Raw genomic sequence first — 23,683 nt, forward strand, 5'->3', positions numbered from 1 at the left:
CCGCTCCACCTCTCCGCCCGCCGCGTACGCCGCCAGCTCCTGGCGCACCTCCTCCGTCGTCTCGCCCACCACCGCCAGCCGGTACTCGAATCGGGCCCGGCCCGTGTTCGCCGTGAAGCAGATGTCTCCCAATTCCTCCGGCCCCTTGCCCTCCAGGCGCTTCGCGTAGCTGCCCGCCAGCGCCCTCAACGCCTTCTCGCTCCGCGCCGACAGGCTCAGCACGTGCTTCGGCCGCTGCGTGCCCTGGGTCCGCGTCCTCACCTCCGGGGCCTCCTCCAACACCACGTGCGCGTTCGTTCCTCCGATGCCGAACGAGCTCACGCCGGCCCGGCGCGGCTCCGTGGCGCGAGTCCAATCGATGAGCCGGGTGTTCACGAAGAAGGGGCTGCGCGCGAAGTCGATCTGCGGGTTGGGGTTCTTGAAGTTCAGGCTGGGAGGCAGGCGCCGGTGCTGCAGAGCCAGAACGGTCTTGATGAGCCCCGCGATGCCCGCCGCGACCTCGAGGTGCCCGACGTTCGTCTTCACCGAGCCAATGGGACAGACGCCGACCGCCTCGGTGCTGGCACGGAAGACCTGCTGGAGCGCGGCGATCTCGATCTGATCTCCCAGCGGTGTGCCCGTTCCGTGGGTCTCGATGTAGCCGATGCTGGACGGGCTCACTCCCGCCGCGGCCAGCGCGGAAGAGATCACCGCCGCCTGACCATCCTGGCTGGGCGCCGTGTAGCCAATCTTCACCGCCCCGTCGTTGTTGACCGCCGAGCCTCGAATCACCGCCCGGATGTCATCGCCGTCGGCCAGCGCGTCCGAGAGGCGCTTGAGAACCACCACCCCCGCGCCACTGCCGAAGATGGTGCCCTGGGCGTCCGCGTCGAACGCACGGCAGTGACCATCCGGCGACAGGATGCCTCCCTGCTCATAGAGGTAGCCGGACTTCTGCGGCAACCGCACGGCCACTCCACCCGCCAACGCCATGTTGCACTCGCGGCTGCGCAGCGCCTGGCAGGCCAGGTGGACGGCGACCAATGAAGAGGAGCAAGCCGTCTGGACGCTGATGCTGGGCCCCTTCAGCCCAAGCCTGTACGAGACGTGGGTGGCCAGGTAGTCCTTGTCGTTTCCAATCAGCGTCTGCAGATCGCGGACGGCCCCCTCACGCCCTACCTTGGAGCCGAGGTGGAACAGGAGGTAGTTGCTGATGATGGAGCCGGCATAGACCCCCACCTGCTTCTCGAGCCTCCGCGGGTCGTAGCCCGCGTCCTCGATGGCTTCCCACACGCACTCCATGAAGATGCGGTGCTGCGGGTCGGTGAGCCGTGCCTGCTTCGGCATGAGCCCGAAGTGCTCGGCGTCGAAGAACTCCACGTCATCCAGGACGGCGCCCGCCCGAACATAGTTGGGGTCATCCAGCTGCGAGGGCTCCAACACCGAGCGCCGCAGCTCCTCGTCCGTGAAGAAGGAGACCGACTCGACGCCCTCGCACAGGTTCCGCCAGAACTCCTCGAGGTTCCGTGCGCCGGGGAAGCGCCCGGACATGCCGACGATGGCGATGGCCGAGTCCAGCTCTCGTGCCGGACGCGTGCTCGGTGCACGCACCACCTTCGGCTGGGTTTCCTCGCGGCGGACCGCCTCACCCCGGACCTCCGCGGGGGGTGTCTCCGCGGGGGATGCTGGCCTCGCTTCAGCGCTCTTGCCGCTGATGTACTCGGCCAGCGTGCTGACGGTGGAGAACCGGAACATCTGGGTGATGGGAATCTCGACCCTGAGCCGCTCGCGCAGCTTGCGATGCACCTGCACGATGTGGACGGAGGTACCGCCCAGATCGAAGAAGTTGCGGTGGACATCCACCGCGTCCAGGTGGAGCACCTCCTGGAGGATGGCGGCGAGAGCGCGCTCCACCTCCGTACGCGGTGCGCGGGCGGCGGGCGCCTTCGTCTCCGTGAGCTCGCTCGGCACGCGCAGCGCGCTTCGATCCACCTTGCCGTTGGACGTCAGCGGCAGCGCGTCCATCAGGACGAAGGAGGTGGGAACCATGTAGTCCGGGAGCTTCGCGGCCAGGTAGCGCCGCAGCTCTTCCTGAAGTGACGTGGCCGTGGCGCTCACGGCCGGCTTGACGCCGGTCTCGGCAACGCCGACTCCGCCACCCAGGAAGCTGTGCAGGAGGACATGCTGCTCGTCCAACGCAAGCTGCTGGCGCAGCGGCTCGAAGTCCAGACCGCCTACCGGACACAAGCCCAGCTCACCGCCCGCCGCCGAGCTCATCAGGAGCTGGGAGAGATAGCCCGCCTCGAGCAGGCAGAAGTCGCGAGCGAGATCTCCGTAGAGAGGCTTGATGGCGTTCATCTGCCCGACCAGGAAGACAGAGAACGCGGCGGCGTCGAAGACGGACCGGTTGCCGGGCGCATGCTGGCCACGGTTCATGGCCGCGTCCGCCGTGAGCAGCACCAGCTCATGGTGCTTCGGATGGTAGTAGTAGGTCCCGCCCGCGAGCCCCGTGACACAGCCCGGCTTGACGTGCAGGTAGACCTGCACCGGATAGAGCCCACCCGCCGAGGCGTACCGGTACTTGGGCAACAGCGAGTCCTCGAGCGGGAGCTGCATGAGGCAGCTCAGCAGCTCGCCGAGCTGCTCGAAGGAGACCGGTCCGGAGCGGAACGTCCGATGACTCCGCCGGTCCGTGTACGTCCGGCGCAGGGCCTCGTCGATCACCGGCTTCTGGAGCGGGATGGCCTTCCGGTCGCCGACGTCCGCGCGCAGCCCGGGCTCCTTCAGCTTGAACTCCAGGCGCGTGACGGGGTCCGAGATGACGCCCTGGAGCGGCTCCGGCTCATGCGCCTCGGCGAGCTTCTCCCCAGACGCTTCCGTCGACGGCTCCTTCGCGAGGACGTTCGTCGGCAACTGGCCTGGGACGACGTAGGCCACGAGACGCCTCGCCCCTCCCGGCTTCCCGACGGCATTGACCACGGCGCTGCGCACCGCGGGGTGCGTGGCGAGCGCGGCTTCGATCTCACCGAGCTCGATGCGGTGGCCCTGGATCTTGACCTGGAAGTCCTCCCGGCCCAGGAACTCGATGTTCCCATCGGGCAGGAAGCGGCCCAGGTCGCCGGTCGCGTAGAGGCGCTCACCGGTCCTCGGATGGACAATGAAGCGCTCGGAGGTGCGGACCGGGTCGCGGTAGTAGCCCAGCGCGAGGCCAATGCCGCCGATATAGAGCTGTCCCACGACCCAGTCCGGGCAGGGCTCGAGCGCGTCATCGAGCACATGGAAGCCCTGGTTCACCATGGGCTGGCCGTAGGGGATGCTCCGCCATGAGCGATCGACCTCGCCGATCCGGTACAGGATCGACCAGATGGACGCCTCGGTGGCGCCGCCGAGGCTCACCACCTCGATGGCGCTGTTCTGGGCGCGAATCCGATCGGGCAACGTGACCGGGATCCAATCGCCGCTCATCAGGACGAGGCGCAGCGAGTCGGCCAGACGCTGGCCGCTCCCCTCGACGAACTCGATGAGCATCTCCATCAGCGCGGGGACGGAGTTCCAGACGGTCACCCGCCCCTGCTCCAGGACCGTCACCCAGTGGCTGGGATCGCGCAACGTACCGGGCGCCGGCATCACGATCGCGCCGCCCGCGGCGAGCGTCCCGAAGATGTCGTAGACCGACAGATCGAAGCTGAGCGACGAGAGCGCGAACACCCGATCCCCGGGCCCCACGCGGAAGCGCTCGTTCATGTCGAGGAGGGTGTTGACCGCTCCCCGATGGTCGATCATGACGCCCTTGGGCCGGCCGGTCGACCCCGAGGTGTAGATGACGTAGGCGAGGCCATTGCCCTGGAGCGGCGGCGGCACGCTGCCCGCCACATCGAGGTGCTCGTCTCGCTCCACCGCGAGCCGCCTCGGCAACTCGGGCCAGCGCAGCGACGCATCCAGGTGCGACTGCGTCAGCACGAGTTCCGCCTGGGCCTCGTTCAACACATCGTGGAGGCGTTCGGTCGGCAGCGCGGGATCCAACGGCAGGTAGGCCGCTCCTGCACGGAGGATGGCAAGCGCCGCGATCACCTGCTCCGGGCCCTTCTCGGCGACGATGGCCACGAGGCGCTCCGGAGCGGCCCCGTGGGCGATGAGCCACGATGCAATCCGAGCCGAGCGGCGCTCCAGCTCTCCGTACGTGAGCACCCGCTCCCCGGCGATGATGGCGGGAGCCTCGGGCCTCAGGGCCGCCTGGCGCAGGAAGAGCGACTCCATCCGCTCCGGCGAGATGGGCCGTGCGGTGGCGTTGAACGCGGTCCGGCGCGCGAGCTGCTCGGGCGGGAGCGGCTGCCTGGCAGGCGCGTCCCACGCGGAAGGATCCTCCGCGAGCCGGCGGAGGAGCCGCCCGTAGGCCTCGAAGAGGGTGTCGATCAGCCCCCGGGGGAAGAGGGCATCAACGGAGTCCCAGCTGTAATACAGCCCGCCATTGAGCTCGAAGACCTGATGGTCGAGCCACACCTGCGGCGTCTGGCTGACGACCTCGACGATTCGCACGCCCTCGGGCAGGTGCAACGAGCGTCCCGTCTCCGAGAGCAGGCTCGTGAACACGTAGGGCATGCCCGTGTTGGTGTCCAGACGGCCCAGGCGGGTCGCCTCCCGCAGCACCTGCACACTCGACACGGCCGAGTGCTCCAGGTCCTCGAAGAGCTGCCCCTGGAGCCGTCGGGCCCGCGCGGCGAAGGACTCCGGCCGCGACCCGTCCAGCTCGAGCAGGATTCCCGAGGTGAAGTCCCCGATGATCCGCTCCACGTCCTCGATCAGTGGCAGCCGGTTGAAGAGGGTCAGGTTGAGCGTCAGCCGATTGCTCCGACCGTGCGCACGGAGCACCTCTCCGTAGGCGGCGGCCAACGCCATGGACGCCGTCACACCCGCCGCTGCCGCGCGCTCCCGGAAGGCGCGCCAGGAGGATGGATCCAACCCGCCCTGCCGGCGCGTGAAGCGGCGCGGTCCCTTCACGTCGCCGTCGGCGGCGAGCGGAAGCTCGGGCGGCCCGGGCAACGTGGCAAGGCGGCTCCGCCAGTACTCGAGCGAGCGCTGATACGCCTTCGAGTCTGGAGCACGATGCCGGGCGGCGGCGGCAAAGTACTCGCGGAAGGTGTGCTTCAGCGGCGGGAGCCGCGCGTCCGGATTCTGGTACAGCGTGGAGCACTGCTCGATGAGCAGCTGGACGCTGAACGCATCGGCCACGAGCAGATCGAGGCTGATGTGGACGTGGACCCGCCCGCTGGGGAGCCGGGAGGCGCGAACCTCGAACAAGGGGAAGCGCTCGGTGGGCAGGACCTGGTGCGACAGCTCGGCGCGGATCGCCTTCAGGTGGGCCTCGACCTCCTCGGCCGAAGCCCCGCGGAGATCGTACGAGGTGATGGAGAACGGCGGCACCGACGCCAGCACCACCTGCTCACCGGTGGGGAGGACCACCATGCGCAGCATGTCATGGTGCTCGATGAGGCGACGGAGGACATCCTCGAGCCGCGAGAGGTCGAGCGTGTCGAACGCAAGCTCGAGGTAGCTGTGCGCGGCGACGCCGCCCGCGTCGAAGGCGTCCTGTCGGCCCACCCAGTAGGCGTTCTGGATGTCGGTGAGCGGAAAGGGCGCGAAGCGCGCGTCCTCGGCGGGCTTGACCACCGCGGCCTCGAGCTCCGCCACGCGGTTGGAGGCGCGCAGGTGCTCGAGGAGCTGTGCCTTGCGCTCCCGCAGCGACGCCCGCAGCTCGTCGGTGAGGTGCCCGGGAGGAGCGCGGAACCGCAGCGCGTCTCCCTCGACCCAGAGCTCGATGCCCTTCTGCTGGAGCGCGACGATGAACTCGGAAGTGCTCACAGCGAGCCCTCCTCCCACGCGATGGAGCCACCCACGAGGCCGTGGAGGTACACGTGCGCCTCCTCCAACTGGAACGCGGCGCGGAGGTCGTCGAAGCGCAGCTCCCCGACCTGACAGAGTCCGAGCTGATTCTCGGCGGCGCGCATCTCGAGGAGTTGCGACATCAGCCCCGCCTCGAGCAGCGCGAAGTCCCGCCACTTCTCCCCATAGAGCGGGGCGATGGCCCGGCGATCGCAGACCAGGAAGAGCGAGAAGGCCGAGCGCTCGAACATGGGCCGGTTGGCAGGCGCGTGGAGGTTCGGGTCGAGCGCGCCGGAGCTGGAGAGCTGCACGAGCGCGTGGCGCGCGGGGTCGTGGTAGTAGGCGCCCGCATCGAGGCCCCGGACCCGGCCGGGGGCGACGTGAAGGTAGGCCTGGACCCCGTAGGTGCTTCCGGCCGAGCCGTACTGGTACTTGAACCGCCCGTCGAGGTTGAGGGACCGCAAGCACGAGAGCAGCCGGCCCAGGGTCTGGGCCTCGATCGGCTCGGAGGAGAAGCTCCGGTGGCTGGCGCGCTCCAGGTGGCGCCGCCGGTGCGCCTCGTCGTCGGGGAACGTGGCCATCGGCACCATCGCGGCCCCGTCGGCGAAACGTCGAATGCCGTGGCGTTCGCGCTTCCAGGCCTCGCGCTGCTCGAGGTCGAGGATCAGCCCCTGCTCATCGCTCGAGCCAGCGCCTTCGCGAGCCTCTTCCGCCGGCTGGCGCTCGATGTAATAGGCGGCGATGTCCGCGACCTTGCGGAGCGTGAGGAACTCGGCCATCCGCGGCCGGCTTCCGAACGCCTGCTCCAGCAGCGTCGCGAGCTTGATCAACTCCACCGAGGTGGCTCCGAGCTGGAGCAGGGCATCCTCTGGGTCGACGCTGGGGCGCTTGAGGACCTGGGCGACGAGCTGGGTGACCTTCGTGAGGAGCTTCCCTCCCCTGGCGTCCGCGAGCCCCACGGCGAGCGAGGACTGCGCCGCTGGCTCGGGCAGGGCCTTGCGGTCGACCTTGCCATTCGCGGATTGGGGCAGCGCCTGCAACCGGACGAAGACGGCGGGCACCATGTACTGGGGCAGTGTCGTGGCCAGGAACTCCCGCAGCGACGCGTCCGAGGGCGTGGCCTGCCCCTCCGCCGGAACGATGTAGGCGACCAGCCTCCGGGAGGTGCGCTCGCCGGGAGCCGCGACCACCGCCTCACGGATCGCCGGATGCCGCACGAGCGTCGCTTCGATCTCTCCCAGCTCGATGCGGTGCCCGGCGACCTTGACCTGGAAGTCCTTCCGGCCGAGGAACTCGATGTCTCCCCCAGGCAGGAAGCGGCCCAGGTCCCCCGTGCGGTAGAGGCGCTCGCCCGTACGCGGATGCGTCAGGAAGCGCGCTCGGGTCATCTCCTCGTCACGGAAGTAACCCCGGGCCAGCCCGACGCCTCCGATGTAGAGGTCTCCGGGCACGTAGTCCGGACGTGGCGCCAAGGCCTCGTCGAGGACATGGAAGCGCTGGTTCAGCATCGGGCGGCCGTAGAGGATGCTCCGCGCCGCGGGCTCGACCTTGCCGATGGGGTGCAGGATGGACCAGATCGAGCCTTCCGTCGCGCCGCCGAGGCTGATGACCCGAATCTCACTGGACAGGCGCCGGATGCGATCCGGGAGGGTGACGGGAATCCAATCACCGCTCAGCAGCACGAGGCGCAGCGAGTCCGGGAGGCGCTCGCCACGGGTCTCGACCAGGTCCACGAGCATCTCCATCAGCGTCGGGACCGAGTTCCAGATCGTCACCCGCTGCTCTCGGAGCAGGTGCAGCCAGCTCGCGGGATCCCGCGCGGCTTCGGGCTGGGGCAGGACGAGTGCCGCGCCCGCCGCCAGGCTCCCGAAGATGTCGTAGACCGAGAGATCGAAGCCGAGCGACGAGAGGCCGAAGACGCGGTCCTCCGGGCCGACCTTGAAGCGCTCGTTGATGTCGAGGAGGGTATTCGCCGCGGCGCGGTGTTCGATCATCACCCCCTTGGGGCGGCCGGTGGAGCCGGAGGTGTAGATGCAATACGCGAGGTCCGAGGCCTTGCGCGCCGACAGGCGCGGAGCCGCTCCGCGAGCGGTGTCGGAGAGGGGCACGACCTGGACGCCCTCGGGCCATGCGAGCCGCTCCGCCAGAGCGGACTCGGTCACCACCACCTTGACCTGCCCCTCCTCGAGCAGGAGCCGGCGACGCTCATCCGGGAGCGTGGGCTCGATGGGAAGGTAGGCGGCTCCAGCCAGGTGGATCGCCGTCACCGCGACGGCCTGCCTCCACCCCTTCTCCAGGACGACGGCGATCAGCCCGTCGGGCCGCGCCCCCAGCTCGACGAGGTGTGAGGCCAGCGCTCCGGCATGGCCTCGGAGCTCCGAGTAGGTCAGCGTCCGCTCCGCGTCCACGACGGCCACGCGCTCCGGTCCCCGCTCAACCTGAGCGAGGAAGAGCTCATCGAGGCGCTTCTCGGGGATGGGGGCCGCGGTGGCATTGAACGCCTCGCGTCGCGCACGCTGCGCGGCGGGGAGCCGCACCGGGGCGCGCTCCTCCCAGAGCGCACCGTCATCGGCGAGCCGGCCGAGCAGCTCCTCGTAGGCCGCGAAGGCGTCCTCCAGGAGTCCCGCCGGAAAGAGCCCCTCCGGGCTGTCCCAGGAGTAACAGAGCGCACCGTCGTCCTCGCGGACCTGGTGATCGAGCCACACCTGAGGCGTCTGGGTGATGGCGTGGACGGTCTCCCCCAACCAACTGAAGGGCCCTCCCCCACCCGCCTTGCCGGGACGGTGCCCGAGGAGGCTCGTGAAGACGATGGGCATGAGCGACCCGACTCCCTCCCGCCGCCGCGCGCGCTCCCGCATCACCCGCACCCCACTGAAGTGGATGTGCTCGAAATCCCGGGCGAGCTGATCTCGAAGATTCACGGCGCGGCGGGTGAAGGTCTCCCCGCGACCGTCGAACTCGAGCAGCACGTTGGTGGTGAAGTCGCCCACGACCCTGTCGATCTCGGGGTGGATGGGCAAGCGATTGAAGAGGGTGAGGTTGAGGCTGAAGCGCGGATTCTCGCTCCAGGCAGCGAGGACCTCGGCGAACGCGGCGCAGACGACGCCGGAGCGGGTGAGCCCTGCCTCCGCGGATCGCTCCTTCAGCCGTGCCCACCGTGCCGCGTCGAGGCGGCCGCTCAGGCGCCGGAACGACGGGCGCACCAGGTTCTCGGGCGAGGTGGCCAGAGGCAACACCGGCGCATCCGGCAGGTCCGTGAGGCGCGAGATCCAGTAGGCCTCCGCGCTCCGGTAGGCGTCCGTATTCCGGGCGGCGATCTCCGCGAGCACATGCTCACGGAAGGAAACCGGCACGGGCTTGAGGTTCCGCTCCGGAGCCGCGTAGAGCTCGCGCCACTCCTCCAGCAGCGCGAGCACGGCGGAGGCATCGATCGTGATGGCGTCGATGTCGAAGTGGATGCGCGTGCGTCCCCCGTCGAGCAGCGTCGCGCGGAGATCGAAGGTCGGCCACTGCCCCAGAGGCGTGGACCGGTTCGAGAGCTCCTTGCGAAGCGCGGCGAGCTTTTCCTCGACGGTGGCGGGGGCCTGCCCGCGCAAGTCCAGCACGGGGATGGAGAAGGCCGGCACGCTCTCCAGCACGCGCTGCTCTCCCGACGGGAGCACCACCGAGCGCAGCATCGGATGCTGCTCGATGAGGCGCTGCCACGCCCGCGACAGCCGCCCGACGTCCAGGTCCCGGCCGTCAATCTCGTGGTACAGGTGGCAGGAGATTCCCCCGACTCCGTAGTCGGTGCCGCGTCCGACCAGGTACGCCTCCTGGATCTCCGTCAGGGGGAAGGGCTCGTGCTGCTGCGCGGAGCGAACGGAGGTTGCCTGCCGCCGCAGCAGCTCGATCATCTCCGCCTTGTGGGTGGCGATGAGCTTCTGGAGCTCTGGGGTGATGACGTTGCGTGCGGCGCGGACCCGGAGGTGCTCGTCCTCGACCTTGAGCTCCACACCAATGCGAGTCAGCTCCGAGATGAGTTCGGTGGCGTTCAAAATCGGAATTCCTCCATCTGGTCTTCAGGGGTCGGTTCCGGCGGAGGCTGCATGTCCGCGATCTTCTCGAGGACGAACTTCACGAGGTCATCGAGGCTCAGTCCGCTCAGGAGCCTGGCGGCCGAAACAGACAGACCGAGCGACAGCTCCAGCCTCGCCTTGAGCTTCATGCCCATGAGGGAGTCGAAGCCGAAGCGGACGAGCGGGAGGCGGCTGTCGGCCAGGTCCCGGGGAAGCTCCAGGAGGGTGACCAGCTCGCGCCGGAGGAACGCTTCCACCCGCCTGTGGCGCTCCTCGGGGGCCATCCGGGCCAGTTCCTCCAGGTTCGGAGCGCCTTCGGGTGGCTTCTCCGAGACGTTCTCCTGAGAGCGGAGGAACTCGGCCAGCAGGGATGCATGGTCCGCGGCGGGGTACGTCCGCCGCCACCGCGTCCAGTCGATCCGGGCGATGCCCACGTGCGCGTCGGCGGTCCCTCGCAGGAGTCGCCCGAGGATGGCCACACCCTCGTCGGGCACGAGGCTCTCGAGCCCCAGGGCCGCGAGGCGCTCTCCCCGATCGGCGCGAGCCGCCGCCAGCCCCACCTCGGCCCAGGGCCCCCAGGCCAGCGACTGCGCGGGCAGTCCTCGTGCCCGCCGCTCCGAGGCCAGCGCGTCCAGGAAGGCATTCGCGGCGCTGTAGTTGGCCTGCCCCGCCCCTCCGAGCAGCGCGGCGATGGAAGAGAACATCACGAAGAAGTCGAGCGGATCGCCGAGCGTCTCCTGATGCAGGTGCAAGGCGCCCGCGACCTTCGGCCGGAGGACGCGCTCGATTCGTTCGCGCTCCTGGCGGGCCAGCAGCGCGTCATCGAGAAGCCCCGCCGCGTGGAGGACACCCCGGAGCGGGGGCAGGTCCGCGCGAAGCTCCGACAGGGCCCGCGCGAGCGCCTCCCGCTCACCCACGTCCGCCTGGAGCACGCGCACGCGGATGCCCTCGGCCTCAAGGGCGTGGAGCTCGGCGCGAGCCTCGTCGGAAGGCGCGCTCCGGCCGAGCAGCGCCAGGTTCCGCGCCCCCTCGCTCGCGAGCCATCGCGCACAGCGCAGGCCGAGCCCGCCGAGCCCGCCCGTGATCAGGTAGGTCGCGTCCGGCGAGACCGGCACGGGACCGGGCTCCGGCACTACCGCGAGGGACTGGAGCCGCTGCGCGAGCCGCACGCTTCCACGCCAGGCGACCCTGTCCTCACCATCCGGGGACAGCATCTCCCGGGTCAGGCAGTGCACCGCGTCCACGGTCGCCTCGGGATCGAGGTCCACGAGGGTGCAGCGAAGCTCGGGATGCTCATGGCGCAACGTGGCGCCGAGCCCCCAGAGCGGCGCCTGGGCGAGCGACAAGGGCCGCGGATACTCCTCCGTCGCCTGCGCCCCCCGGGTGACCACCAGGAGCCGGGGTGGCACGCCACGCTCCAGTCGCGTGAGGGCCTGAAGGACCCGGACTGCTCCGACCAACGTCTCCGTGGTGACCTGGGCGTCCAGCGCGGAGCCCGCATCGAGCGCCGCGAGGTACACCACGCCCCGATACGTCTCCGAGACGAGGGCCTCCTCCAACCGGCGGAGGAAGGATTCCTCCGGCTCCGCCGGCTCCGGTGCGGCAATCGCACGGCAGAGCGGGCCCTCGCCGCTGAGCCGCGTGGCCAGCGCGTCGCCCATGCCACCCCGATCCGTCAGGAGCAGCCACGGGCCCTGCTCCCGCCCCGTCGGCGGGGGTACCGGCCGCCAGCGAACCTGGAAAAGGCTCTCGCCGAGCTCACGCGCGCGGTCACGCTCGAAGGCCTCGCGAGGGGCACGCTTGACGATCAAGCCGTCGATCCACGCGATCGTCCTGCCGCCCTCCTCGATGAGGCGGAAGTCGGCGCTCAGCGTCTCGCCATCGCGGCCGCCCTCGGTCCTCAGGACCGCGTGGGCCCAGAGCGTGCCACGAGGCGGTTCCAGGAAGCACACCCCCTCGATTCCCACGGGAATGTAGGGCACGCCGTCGTCCCGGCCGATCCCCGGGATGGCGCGCAGGACGTGGAAGATGGAATCAATCAGCCCGGGGTGCAGCGGCGTGCTCGGATGTTGATCCGCGGGCTCCGGGGCTCGCATGCGGCCCAGGGCCTCACCCTCCCCCTGCCAGAACTGCTCGACCCACCGGAAGCGCCGCCCGAGTGAGATGCCATCGGCGGCCATGGCCTCGTAGAAGCGCGTGACCTCGAGCTCCCGCGGACATCGGGCGCGGAGTTCCTCGAGGGGTACCGGCGCGGGCATGTCGACCCGCGACACCGAGGGCAGCAGCTTCCCCTCGGCATGAAGCACCCAGTCCGCGTCGCCGCCCGCTCCGCCCTCCAGGCTCTGGATGCGGAATGGCGCACGCCCCGCCTGCTCCGGACCCACCACCATCGAGACGGGGCGCTCCTTCCCCTCCTCCAACACGAGCGGACGCGGGAAGACGATGTCCGCCAGGCGCACCGGGGCGGAGCCGCGAAGTTCACGAACCGCCGAGAGCGCCATCGAGACATGCCCGGCGCCAGCAACCACCAGGGCTCCGTGGAGCAGGTGCTCGCGCAGGAAGGGCATCCGGTCCGCGGACAGCTCCACCTCGAACAAGGTCTCGGCCAGCGGGGAACGCAGCCGACGCCCGTGCAGGGGAACATCGCTCCGCGCCGCGAGCACCGGGCGGTTCTGCGCCGGGCTGGCGACCCAGTAACGCTCCTTCTGCCAGGGATAGGGCGGCAGCGGCACCAGCTCGCCGCCCTCGGGAAAGAGTCGGCTCCACTCGGGAGAGACGCCCGCGGTGAACAGGCCCCCCAGCAAGGTCCGCAAGGTATGGCGCTCGGACTCGCCGCGCCGCAATGTCGACAGCACCGTCGCGCTCTTCCCCGCTTGCTGGAAGCACTGCTGAACGGGGCGCGCCAGAACGGCGTTGGGTCCGATCTCGACGAAGAGCGAATAGCCCTCGTCGGCGAGCGCGGAGAGAGCGGGTGCGAGGCGCACCGGCTGACGGAGGTTCCGGGCCCAATAGGCGCCGTCGAAGTCCCCCTTCTCCGCGCGACGGCCCGAGACCGAGGAGAAGATGGGAACCGTCGCGGCCTGGGGGCGCAGATCGCTCAGCGTCCGCCGCAGCTCCTCGAGGTAGGGCTCGACCGCGGGGCTGTGCGATGCGTAGTCCAGCCCCAGCCGGCGGCAGGAGACGCCACGGGCCGTGAGCGCGCCGAGAACCTCGTCCATCGCGCCGGCTTCACCAGACAGGAGCGTGGAGCGCTGACTGTTGATCGCCGCGACCGACAGCCGGTCCCCATGGCTCGCGATCGCCGCGGCGGCCTCCTCCTCGGAGAGCTCGACGGCGCTCATCGCGCCCTTGCCGGCGATGGCGTGGAGGATGCGGCTGCGCGCGACGGTGATGCGCATCGCCTCCTCGAGCGACAGGACCCCCGCCGCGTGCGCCGCCGCCACCTCACCGATGCTGGAACCGAGGACCGCATCGGGCTCGATTCCCCAGGAGCGCAGCAGCGCGACGAGCGCCGACTGCAGAGCGAAGTGCGCGGGCTGGGAGATGTCAGCCTGGTCGAAGCGGGGATTCTCCCGCTGAAGCTCCTCGATGACCGACCAGCCGGCGAGCCTCTTCAGGACTTCATCCGCGGCCCGCAGGGCCTCGCGGAACACAGGCTCCTCCGCGAGGAGCGCGCGGCCGGTACCGGGCCACTGCCCGCCCTGGCCCGTGAACAGGAAGACCACCCGCGGCGCCGCGCCGGGACGCGCGTACCCCGACTGGACATCCGGGTGGGACAGTCCGCGGAGGAAGGCCTCGAGCGCCTCCGCTGCTCCGCTTCGGGAACGAGCCACCACGGCGAGCCGATGCTCATGGAGGCTCCGACGACAGCTCGCGGAGTAGCACACGTCGTGGAGCGTCGTGCCTTCACCCCCGTCCCCACTCGACAGCCAGGCCGCGTAGCGCTGGGCCACCTCGCGCAGCGCCTGGGGCGCACGGGCGGAGAGGACGAGCGGCTCGGGACGCTCGGCGGGGCTCGGGGGCGCCGGGCGGTGCGCCGCTGGGGGCGCCTCCTCGAGGACGATATGGGCGTTGGTCCCGCTGAAGCCGAAGGAGCTGACCCCCGCGAGCCGGCGTCCCCCCTGGGGGACGTGCCACGGCCGGTGCTCGGAGATGACCTCGACGGGCAGCTCGGCCCAGGGAATGTGCGGACTCGGCTCCTTGAAGTGGAGACTTCGGGGCAGCTCGCGATGCCGCAAGGCAAGGATGGCCTTGAGCAGGCTGGCGATACCCGCCGCTCCCTCCAGGTGCCCGATGTTGGTCTTGACCGAGCCAATGCCGAGAGGCGTCGAGCGTGAGCGTCCTCGTCCCAGAACGGCGGCAAGCGCCTGCACCTCAATGGGATCTCCGAGCGACGTCCCCGTCCCGTGCGCCTCGACATAGCTGACGTCGAGCGGAGCAATGCCTCCCTGCTGGAGCGCGCTTTCGATGACCCGCTCCTGCGCCGGACGGCTCGGAGCCGTGAGGCCGTTCGAGCGGCCATCCTGGTTGACGGCCGTCCCGCGAATCACACAGAGCACCGGGTCCCCATCGGCAAGCGCGTCCGAGAGGCGCTTGAGGACCACGATGCCCGCCCCCTCACCTCGCACGTAGCCGTTGGCGGAGCTGTCGAAGGCCTTGCAGGCACCGTCCGGTGAGAGCGCCTTCAGCTTCGAGAAGTAGACCGTCATCCGCGGCGAGAGCAGCAGGTTCGAGCCACCCACGAGCGCGAGGTCACACTCACCATTGCGCAGGCTCTGACAGGCCAGATGCGCGGCGACCAGCGACGAGGAGCAGGCCGTGTCGACGGCGAAGGTCGGCCCCTCCAGCCCGAGCGCGTAGGCGATGCGCCCCGCGGCCACGCTCAGCACGCCTCCGGAGCCCGAGTAGGCGTTGATGCCACTTGGGTCAGGGGCGTTGAGCTCGAGCAGAGCGTAGTCGCTCAGGCAGATGCCGAGGAACACCCCGGTGGGACTGCCCTTCAGCCGCTCCACCGACATGCCCGCCGTCTCCAACGCCTCCCAGCTCAGCTCGAGCAGGATGCGCTGCTGCGGGTCCATCGACCGGGCTTCCGGCCCCGAGATACCGAAGAACGAGGCATCGAACGCGTCGACCTCGTCGAGGAAGCCTCCATGGCGCGAGTACATCTTCCCCGGCGCCTCGGGATCCGGGTCGTACCAGGTGTCGAGATCCCAGCGGTCCCTGGGCACCTCGCGTACCGCGTTCACGCCGCCCGCGAGCAGGCGCCAGAAATCCTCCGGGCTTCGGACGCCGCCGGGCAGCCGGCACGACATTCCCACCACCGCGATCGGCTCCGAGCCATTCGTGCTCGCCGGCCGCGCCTTCTCCGGGCGCCGCTTGGGTTCGGACACCACCTCCTCCGCCGGAATGAGCTCGCGCCCGAGAAACTCGAACAGCATCTCGAGGGTCGGGTGATCGAAGAGCAGCGTGGCGGGGAGGGACCGTCCGAGACTCGACGCGAGGCTGTTGCGAAGCTGCAACGCCATGAGGGAGTCGAGCCCCAGCTCCTGGAGGGGGCGGCGCGGATCGATGGGCGACGAAGGCGGAAGGCCCAGCACCGCGGCCGCGTGGGACTGGAGGTGTGCCAGCAGACGGGCCCGGGCCTCGCGGGGCGAAGCACCGGCGAACGCACCGCCGAGCGGCTCTGGACGAGGCGCCTCGGGGCGGCGGGGGGCCAGCGCCTCGAAGAAGGGGGCGAGTCCCTCCTGCGCTCCGTTCTCCGAGGCTCCGGCCACCACCACCTGCGTGAGGTCGGCGCGGAGGATTCCCTCCAGCGCGGCGAGGCCCGCCCTCGGGGCGAGCAGACCAAGTCCGAAGGCGGACCACGCCTTGCCCGCCTCCGCCGGAAGGCGCGCCGCCATGCCCACCTCGGCCCAGGGCCCCCAGTTTATGGTCGTGGCCGGCAGCCCCTGGGCACGCCGTTGCCAGGCCAGGGCGTCGAGGAAGGCGTTGGCGGCCGCGTAGCCCGTCTGCCCCGAGGTGCCAAAAACGGCGCTGACCGACGAGAAGAGGACGAAGAAGTCGAGGCGATCCTCGAGGGTCTCCTGGTGGAGGTTCAACGCCCCCTGGAGCTTCGGCGCGAGGACGCGGGCCATCCGCTCCCTGTCCTGTCGCACCAGGAGCCCGTCGTCGAGGACTCCAGCCGCATGCACGATGCCGCGCAGGGGTGGCATCGTGGCACGGATGCCACCGAGGACCTTCGCGAGTTCCTCACGCGCCGCCACGTCGCCTCGCGCGACGACGACCGTGGCGCCCGCTGCCCGCAGCGCCTCCAGCGACTCCCTCGCGAGAGGTCCCGGCTCGCTCCGGCCCATGAGGACCAGATGGCGTGCCCCCCGCTCGACCATCCACCGCGCGACCTCGAGACCGAGGCCGCCCAGCCCGCCGGTCACGAGGTACGTGGCCTCGCCTCCCAGCGGAAGTGGCCGGACCGCCGGAGGCAGCTTCGTGCGCGAGAGCCGGGCCACGAGGCGCCGTCCCGCGCGGAAGGCCACGCGATCCTCGTCACCCGAGGCCACGAGCTCGTCGGCGAGCAGTGCCACGTCCTCCAGCGGTCCCGACGGATCCAGGTCGACGCGCGTGCAACGCAGCTCCGGGTGCTCGCGGGCGATCACATGACCGAGCCCCCAGAGCGGCGCCTGGTCGAGCGAGATGGGCCCTTCATCGCTCCCGGTCGCCTGGGCTCCCCGCGTCACCAGGACGAGCCGGGGCGGCGTCGCGCCAGGGCGGGAGACCAGCTGCTGCACGAGCCCGACGCCTCGCTCGAGTGCGACGAGCGGCTCGCTGGCATCGACGCCTCGAAGATCGACAATCCCGGTGCAGGCCCGCCCCGTGGCTTCGAGGGCATCGTCGAGCACCTCCACGCGACCTCCGCGGGACTCGAGCTGCTCGGCGAGCCGGGCGGCGAGACCCCCACGATCCGGGAGAAGAATCCAGGACGATGCTTCCGCCCGGGAAGACGGAGAGAGGGGCCGGGCTGGCCACTCCACCCGGAGGAACTGCGCCGGAGCAGCCGAGTCGCGGCGCAGGATGGCCTCGCGCGGCGCCCGGCGGATTGCTAGCCCGGAGACCTCGGCCACGACGAGCCCTGACTCGTCGAGCAGATGCAGATCCACGACCGAGGCTTCGTCGATGCCGCCCGAGCCGCTGCGGAGCACGAGGTGACAGAAGCGCGGGCGCTGGTCACCACGGAGCGCGAAGCGGTTGATTCCAATGGGCACGAAGGCGAGGCCTTCGATGGACGTGAACCCCGAGACCGCTCCGAGGACCTGGAAGCAGGAGTCGATGAGTCCTGGGTGGAGTCGGTAGTCTCCCGCCCCATCCCCCGCTTCCGGCAAGCGCAGCCGGCCGAGCGCCTCGCGCGCTCCCTGCCATACCGCCTCGAGCCAGCGGAACTGCCGCCCCAGCACGAGGCCTTGCCGGTCGATGCCCTCGTAGAAACGCTCGATGGACGCGAGCGGCTGACATCGGGCCTCGATCTCGGAGAGCACGAGGCGCGCGGGCGTGCTCTCTCCTCCCCCGCCACGTTCGAGCTGCCCCGTGGCGTGCACAATCCAATCGCCGTGGCCACGCCGGGTGGACAACCGGAAGGCGCCACCGTCCGCGATGGACACCTGGAAGAGCCGCTCCTCCGTGTCGTCGAGGACGATGGGGTTCAGGAACAACACGTCCTGGACGGCGCAGCCGTCACTGCCCCAGAGTTGCCCGGCGGCGTCGAGCAACATGCTGACCATGCTCGCGCCAGCAACGACCATCGTGCCGTAGAGCCGGTGGTCGCTGAGTAGTTGCAGGCGATCGCCTCGGAGGGTGGCCTCGAAGACCGTCTCCCCCGGAGGTGCGTCCACGCGGCGGCCCAACAAGGGATGGGTGCGAACAGGCGGGGTCCCCGGCTCCGCATCGAACCAGTAGCGCTCGCGCTGCCAGGCGTAGAACGGCAGCTCCACCAATCTGCCGCCATCGGGGAAGACGCCCTTCCACGAGGGAGTGCGCCCCAGGGTGTGGAGCGTCCCCAGGGCGCCGAGCAGCGTGGCACGGGGAGGCCGGTCGCGGCGCGCGGAGAACAGCGCCGTCGCGCCCTCACTCCCCGACATCTCGAGCGTCCGGCTCAGCGGCTGCAGCAGGACAGGGTGAGGCGCGAGCTCGATGAAGGCGCGGTAGCCGTCGGCGAGCATCGCCTCGATGGCCGGCGCGAACAGGACTCGCTGCCGGACGTTGGCCCGCCAGTGAGACGGGTCGAGGTCCGAGCTGGAGACGCGTCCCCCGCTCACGGTCGAATAGAGGGGGATGACCGGAGGCTTCGGCGCGAGCTCCCGCGTGCAGGCGTCGAGTTCCTCCAGGTACGCGTCCATCTGCGCGCTGTGGAAGGCGTAGTCGACGTTCAAGAGGCGGACGCGGATCCCCGTCCCCTGGAGGCTGTCTCGCAAGGACTCCAGGGACGAGCGCTCACCCGAGACCACCACGTCGTTCGGCCCATTGACCGCCGCGATGGAGAGCGTGTCCCCATAGGGCGCCAGAGCCGGCACGAGCTGCTCCAGCGAAGCCCCGACCGCGGCCATGCCTCCACGCCCGGCCGCGCGCCCCATCAGGCGGCTGCGGCTCACGACGAGGGCCATGGCCTCCTCGAGTGAGAGCGCCCCCGCGATGTGGGCGGCGCCGATCTCTCCCACGCTGTGGCCCACCACGGCGTCGGGATGAATGCCCCACGCGCCCCAGTGCGCGGCGAGCGACACCTGGAAGGCGAACAAGAGCGGCTGCTCGACCTCGGTCCGCGGCGGACGGGAGCCCTCCCGCTCGGCCTCGAGTGCATCGAAGAGGGACGTGCCTGTCCGGGCACGGAACACCTGCTCACAGCGCTCGAAGGTCTCCCGGAAGCGAGGCGACTCCTCGAGCAGCCGGGCACTCGCGCCGAGTGGGAAGGACCCCTGTCCCGAGAAGACGAAGGCGATGCGGGGAGCCTCACCGGGGCGGACCGAGCCGTAGGCCGGGTTGCCCTGGAGGGCCCCACCGCGGGCGAACGCCTCGAGCCCCTCTTCCAGCGCGGGCCGAGACTCCGCGACCAGGGCCAGCCGGTGCTCGTGGTGGCTGCGCCGGGCACCTGCCGTGTAGCAGACATCCGCGAGCGCAACCCCGGGGTTGTCCCGAAGTCGGGCGGCGGTGCGGCCAGCCTGCTCCCGAAGCGCCTGCTCCGTCCTCGCGGAGAGGACGAACAGCTCGGCCCGAGCCTCGCGCTCCCTACGAATCACGCCACCGGCCTCCGCCAGCGCGGTGCTCGCCCGATGGAGCGCGTCGAGGGTCGGCTCGCCGCGCCTCATGCTGGCGATGAGCGAAGCCCGGCCCGGGAAGGATTCGAGGTTCTCCTCGACCGAGCGCGCGTGGATGGGATGGGGATTGACGTCGAGAAAGAGGTTGTGCCCGCTCTCGACCAGGGTCCTCACGGCCGCGGCGAAGCGCACGGGGTTGCGGAAGTTGTCAGCCCAGTAGGCCGGACCGAGCGACAGGCCATCGATGAACGCGCCCGACACCGTCGACACCATCGGGATGCGTCCCGGCAGGGGGCTCAGCGCCGGACAGCTCTGGAGGAAGAGCGGCTTGAGCGGCTCCACATGCGGGATGTGGGCGTAGAAGTCGATTTCCGCGGTGCGGGCGAAAATCCCCTCCTCCGTCAGCCGCGAGGTGAACTCCTGGAGCGCCGCCGGCTCGCCCCCAATCCCCGTGGAGCGGGGGCTGTTCTCGGAGGCGATCGCGATCCGCCCGCCGTAGGGCTCGATGCGCGCTGCCACCTCGGCGCCAGGCAGGCCGACCACGCCCATGCCAGCGCCACCGGAGACACTCCGCTGCACCTGGATGTAGTGGTGGGCGAGCGCGAAGACCTCCTCGAGGGTGAGGATCCCCGCCACGTGCGCGGCGGCCCACTCGCCGACGCTGTAGCCGACGACCGCGCTCGGCTCGACGCCCCGGTCGCGCCACAAGGCCGCGAGGGAGATCTGGAACGCGAGGACGACCGGCAGTTGCACCTCGCCCCGGTCGAAACGTGAACGCGTGCGGGGCGCGAGCAGGGCGTCGATGAGGGACCAGCCCGCCAGCGGCCGGAAGGCGGCGTCACAGGCCTCGAAGCGAGCACGGAAGACGGGCTCGGTGCCAAGCAGCTCCCGCCCCATTCCCCACCAGGCCGACCCGGCACCCGCGAAGAGGAACGCGACCTTGGGACCCGCCGGCGGCTCGGCCCGGACCGGCGGTGCACCTAGCGGTGGAGCCGCGGTCCGGCGAGGCCCGGTGCGATGCTCCTCGACGATGACATGGCAGTTGGTGCCACCGAAGCCGAAGGAGCTGATGCCAGCCAGCGCGGGCTCCTCCTCGACAGGCCACGAGGTGAGGCCGGTCTGCATGCGCAGGCGGAGCTGGTCGAACGCGATGTGCGGATTCGGCTGCTCGAAGTGCAGGCTCGCCGGGAGCTTCTGCTTCCGGATGGAGAGCGCCACCTTGATGAGGCCGGCGATGCCCGCGGCGGCTTCGAGGTGCCCGATATTGGTCTTCACCGAGCCCACGTGGAGCGGCCGTTCGGGTGCCCGTGCCGCCCCCAGGACCGCTCCGAGCGCACCTGCCTCGATCGGATCGCCGAGCGGCGTTCCCGTCCCGTGCAGCTCGACATACTGCACCCGGGAGGGATCCACGCCCGCGGAGGCATAGGCGTCACGCAGCAGCCGCTCCTGGGCCTTGGGGCTCGGGGCGGTGAGGCCGTTGCTGGCACCGTCGTTGTTCACCGCGCTGCCGCGGATGAGGCAATAGATGGAGTCACCGTCAGCGAGGGCCCGGGAGAGCGGCTTGAGCACGACGACGCCGCCGCCCTCCCCCCGCCCATAACCATTCGCCCGCGCGTCGAACGTCTTGCACCGGCCGTCGGGCGCGAGGGCGCCAAAGGCCGAGACGGCCATGAAGGTGCGGGGGGAAAGGTTGAGCTGGATTCCCCCCACCAGGGCCAGGGTCGACTCGCCGGAGCGAAGGCTGCGGCAGGCCTCGTGAATGGCGACAAGGGATGAGGAGCACGCCGTGTCAATCGTCAGGCTGGGCCCCTCGAGGCCCAGCGCGTAGGAGACCCGGTTCGCGGCGATGCTCCCGGCGTGGCCGGTGCACGTGTGGGACGTGGGTGACGCCCCCTGGAGCGTCTGCAGATCGGCATAGTCTCGCCAGACCAGGCCGGTGAACACGCCCGTCTGGGAGCCGCGCAGCGTCCGCGGCGCGATGCCCGCGTCCTCGAGCGCTTCCCACGACAGTTCGAGCATCAAGCGCTGCTGGGGGTCGAGCTGCCCGGCCTCCCGGGGGGAAATCCCGAAGAAGTGCGGATCAAACCGGTCGACGGCGTCGAGAAACGCACCGTGGCGCGTGATGATCCTGCCCGGAGCGCCAGGAGTCGGATCGTAATAGAGGTTGGCGTCCCACCGCTCCCGCGGCACGTCCGTTACGCAATCGGTACCCTCTTGGAGCACCCGCCAGAAAGCCTCGGCATCGGGAGCCTTGGGGAAGCGGCAGGCCAGACCCACGATTGCGATTGGCTCGGACTCGTCCGTGGGCGCCTCGGCCTTCTGTGCGGTGGAGAGAGCCGTCTCCCGATTCGCGTGGATGAGATGGCGGGCGAGCTCATCCACCGTCGGATATTCCCAGAGCAGCGTGGGCAGGAGCGGCCTGCCGAGCCACTGCGAGAGCCCAGCGATCAACTTCAGGGCGTTGACCGAGTCGACACCCTGATTGACGAAGGGCTCGGTGGGAACCACCGCGCGCGCATCCCGGCCGAGCAACGAGGCCACCTGTTGTACAAGCCATTGCCGCAGCTCGCCGAGACCGCGCGGGCCATCTCCAATGCCTTGCTCATCGGATGTATGCCTTGTCTTCATCTGTTCCAGAAAAGACAATCGAGTTGGCGTGACACACTCAGGCAACAGGCATGCAACGTCACCGGCGCGTAACAGCGCTGGCGCGTGGCCCAAAGGCACTCAAACAGGAACTGTGTCTAGCGGCTCCAGCTCACTTCATGCGGCGACCGTATAAAGAACCGCGAACCCGTTTTCCAGCACTATCCGTGCGGCAACTGAGTTACCGAATCATTGAAAAACGCCCGTGGGCGTCTGTTCAAAACCAATCACCTTCAATCCCATACCCGGGTGAACTTCAGGTGTCGGGCCCGCGGGTGCAGTTGCCGCTACTCAAGGGATTAGAGCGTCTAACAAAGAGGCCTGGGCAGGTCGCCTGAGGACGCCTTTCTGGATGACCGGGCCGAGACCAGCGCGCCCAATCCCGTCCCCCGGCTCGGCCCGTCTCCGGACCTCCCCCCGGCTGTGCGGAAGGTGAAGCGCACCGGCAGAACCGTCTCACGCGGTCGGGTCGGGGGCCGGCGCGGTGGTGTGCAGGCTGCTCTTGGCTGTCTCCGCCGTTTCCAGCTTCGTGCCCGTATAGAGCAAGCCATCACTCCGTTTCCGGTCCCCGCCACATCGAGCCGGACAGGCGGGTTTCCCGCATCCGGCTCACCGCGAAGGCGTCATCTCACCGGGGTGATGGTTCCGCTCGGCGGGAGGCCAGCCTTCAGGACGGCGGAGTACTTCACCCGGTAGTCACCGAAGAGACCCCATCTGCCGTACACGACGTCCTTACTCCACCGCTTCCAGCCGAATCCCCCTCGCTTCGCTCTCTTCGCCGCAAACCGCCGCACCTTGAGCTCGACGTGGTGCTTTACCCCGTCGAGCGCCTGGTACGAGTTGGCCCAGCGGAAGTAGTTCACCCAGCCGCGCATGAGGGCATGCACCTCCCCCACGGCTGCCTGCACCGCGAGCGCTCGGTTGTCCCGCAGGACGTGGCGCACGCGGCGCAGGACTTCGGTGACCTTCTTTCGTCGAGGACTCGTGTTCGGGTACCACGTCCCGGTCATGGGGCTCCGCTTCCATCGGAAGTCGAAGATTCCTAGAAGCGATGCGTCGGGGCGGATTTCGCCGATGGCCTATCCTCGCGCGGAGTTCCTGCGGACTGATGGTGGGCTTTGTCATCCCGCTCCTGCCTCGCTCCTGCTGCTCGGAGTGCCTACGGTAGGGGCCCTTCGCTCCTCGGTGTGACGGGCCGGGGTAATGGATCGCAGCGGGGTCACCCAAGCTGTTCGTAGCGGGGCCGGCCAAGCGGATCGCACCGGGGGGCAGCCAAGCGGATCGCGAGCCGGGACTTGAAGAAGTGGCTGGCCGAGGTGGCCAACGTGCGCCGACACGGAAAGACGGGCCGGCGCCCGGTGGACGTCTTCCGCGAGGAGGAGTTGCCCGCCCTGCGACTGCTGCCCGCCAGGCGCTTCACGCCCGTCGTCTTCAATCCCAGCGTGCCCAAGCGTTGTCCGGACCTGCCTGGAGAGTTACGGAGCATCCCTCGTCTCGTACACCAGCGCCTCGACCCACGCCGTCTGCCAGTGCTCGTGGAAGTGCCGCACCAGGATGTCGTCGCAGGCCAGATTGGCCACCGTCGCCAGGGCCATCGCCTGCTCGCGCGGCTCCACCTGTGCGGTACGCGCCACCCTTTGCAGCTCCTCCACCACCCGTCTGGGCTGGAAGCGCAATGCCAGCATCGAGTTCGGCGGCTCCTCGGAGGACTCCTCCCGCCTGGCCTCCAGTGCCTCCTGCGCGGCCTGCCCCAGCAGCGTCGCGGGCGGGAACCAGACGAACAACGTCGGCAGCAGGTGCTCGGCCAATGCTTCCCTCCCC

At 70.0% G+C, this 23,683-nt stretch carries 5 protein-coding genes; all 5 read right to left on the bottom strand.

What is annotated here, in order from left to right:
- A partial coding sequence (locus HG543_RS33390; protein ID WP_169348975.1) for a non-ribosomal peptide synthetase occupies positions 1-5,838 on the bottom strand: 5,838 nt, incomplete at its 3' end.
- The gene (locus HG543_RS33395) at positions 5,835-9,896 is read right to left on the bottom strand and encodes a non-ribosomal peptide synthetase (protein WP_169348976.1); all 4,062 of its coding nucleotides are present in this window, start codon (positions 9,894-9,896) and stop codon (positions 5,835-5,837) included. The genes HG543_RS33390 and HG543_RS33395, both read right to left, overlap by 4 nt.
- Positions 9,893-21,844, bottom strand: coding sequence for a type I polyketide synthase (locus HG543_RS33400; protein WP_281404486.1), 11,952 nt, complete (start codon positions 21,842-21,844; stop codon positions 9,893-9,895). Before HG543_RS33400 ends, HG543_RS33395 begins: the two co-directional genes overlap by 4 nt.
- Before the next feature lie 641 nt (positions 21,845-22,485).
- A complete protein-coding gene (locus HG543_RS33405; RefSeq protein ID WP_246357481.1) occupies positions 22,486-22,872 on the bottom strand; it encodes a group II intron maturase-specific domain-containing protein in 387 nt (128 codons plus the stop codon).
- 465 nt (positions 22,873-23,337) lie between these two features.
- The coding region (locus HG543_RS33410; RefSeq protein WP_211194334.1) for a hypothetical protein at positions 23,338-23,683 on the bottom strand (346 nt) is incomplete at its 5' end.

Origin of the sequence: Pyxidicoccus fallax (genome assembly GCF_012933655.1) — a bacterium.
In the GTDB taxonomy this organism is placed as follows: Bacteria; Myxococcota; Myxococcia; order Myxococcales; family Myxococcaceae; genus Myxococcus; species Myxococcus fallax.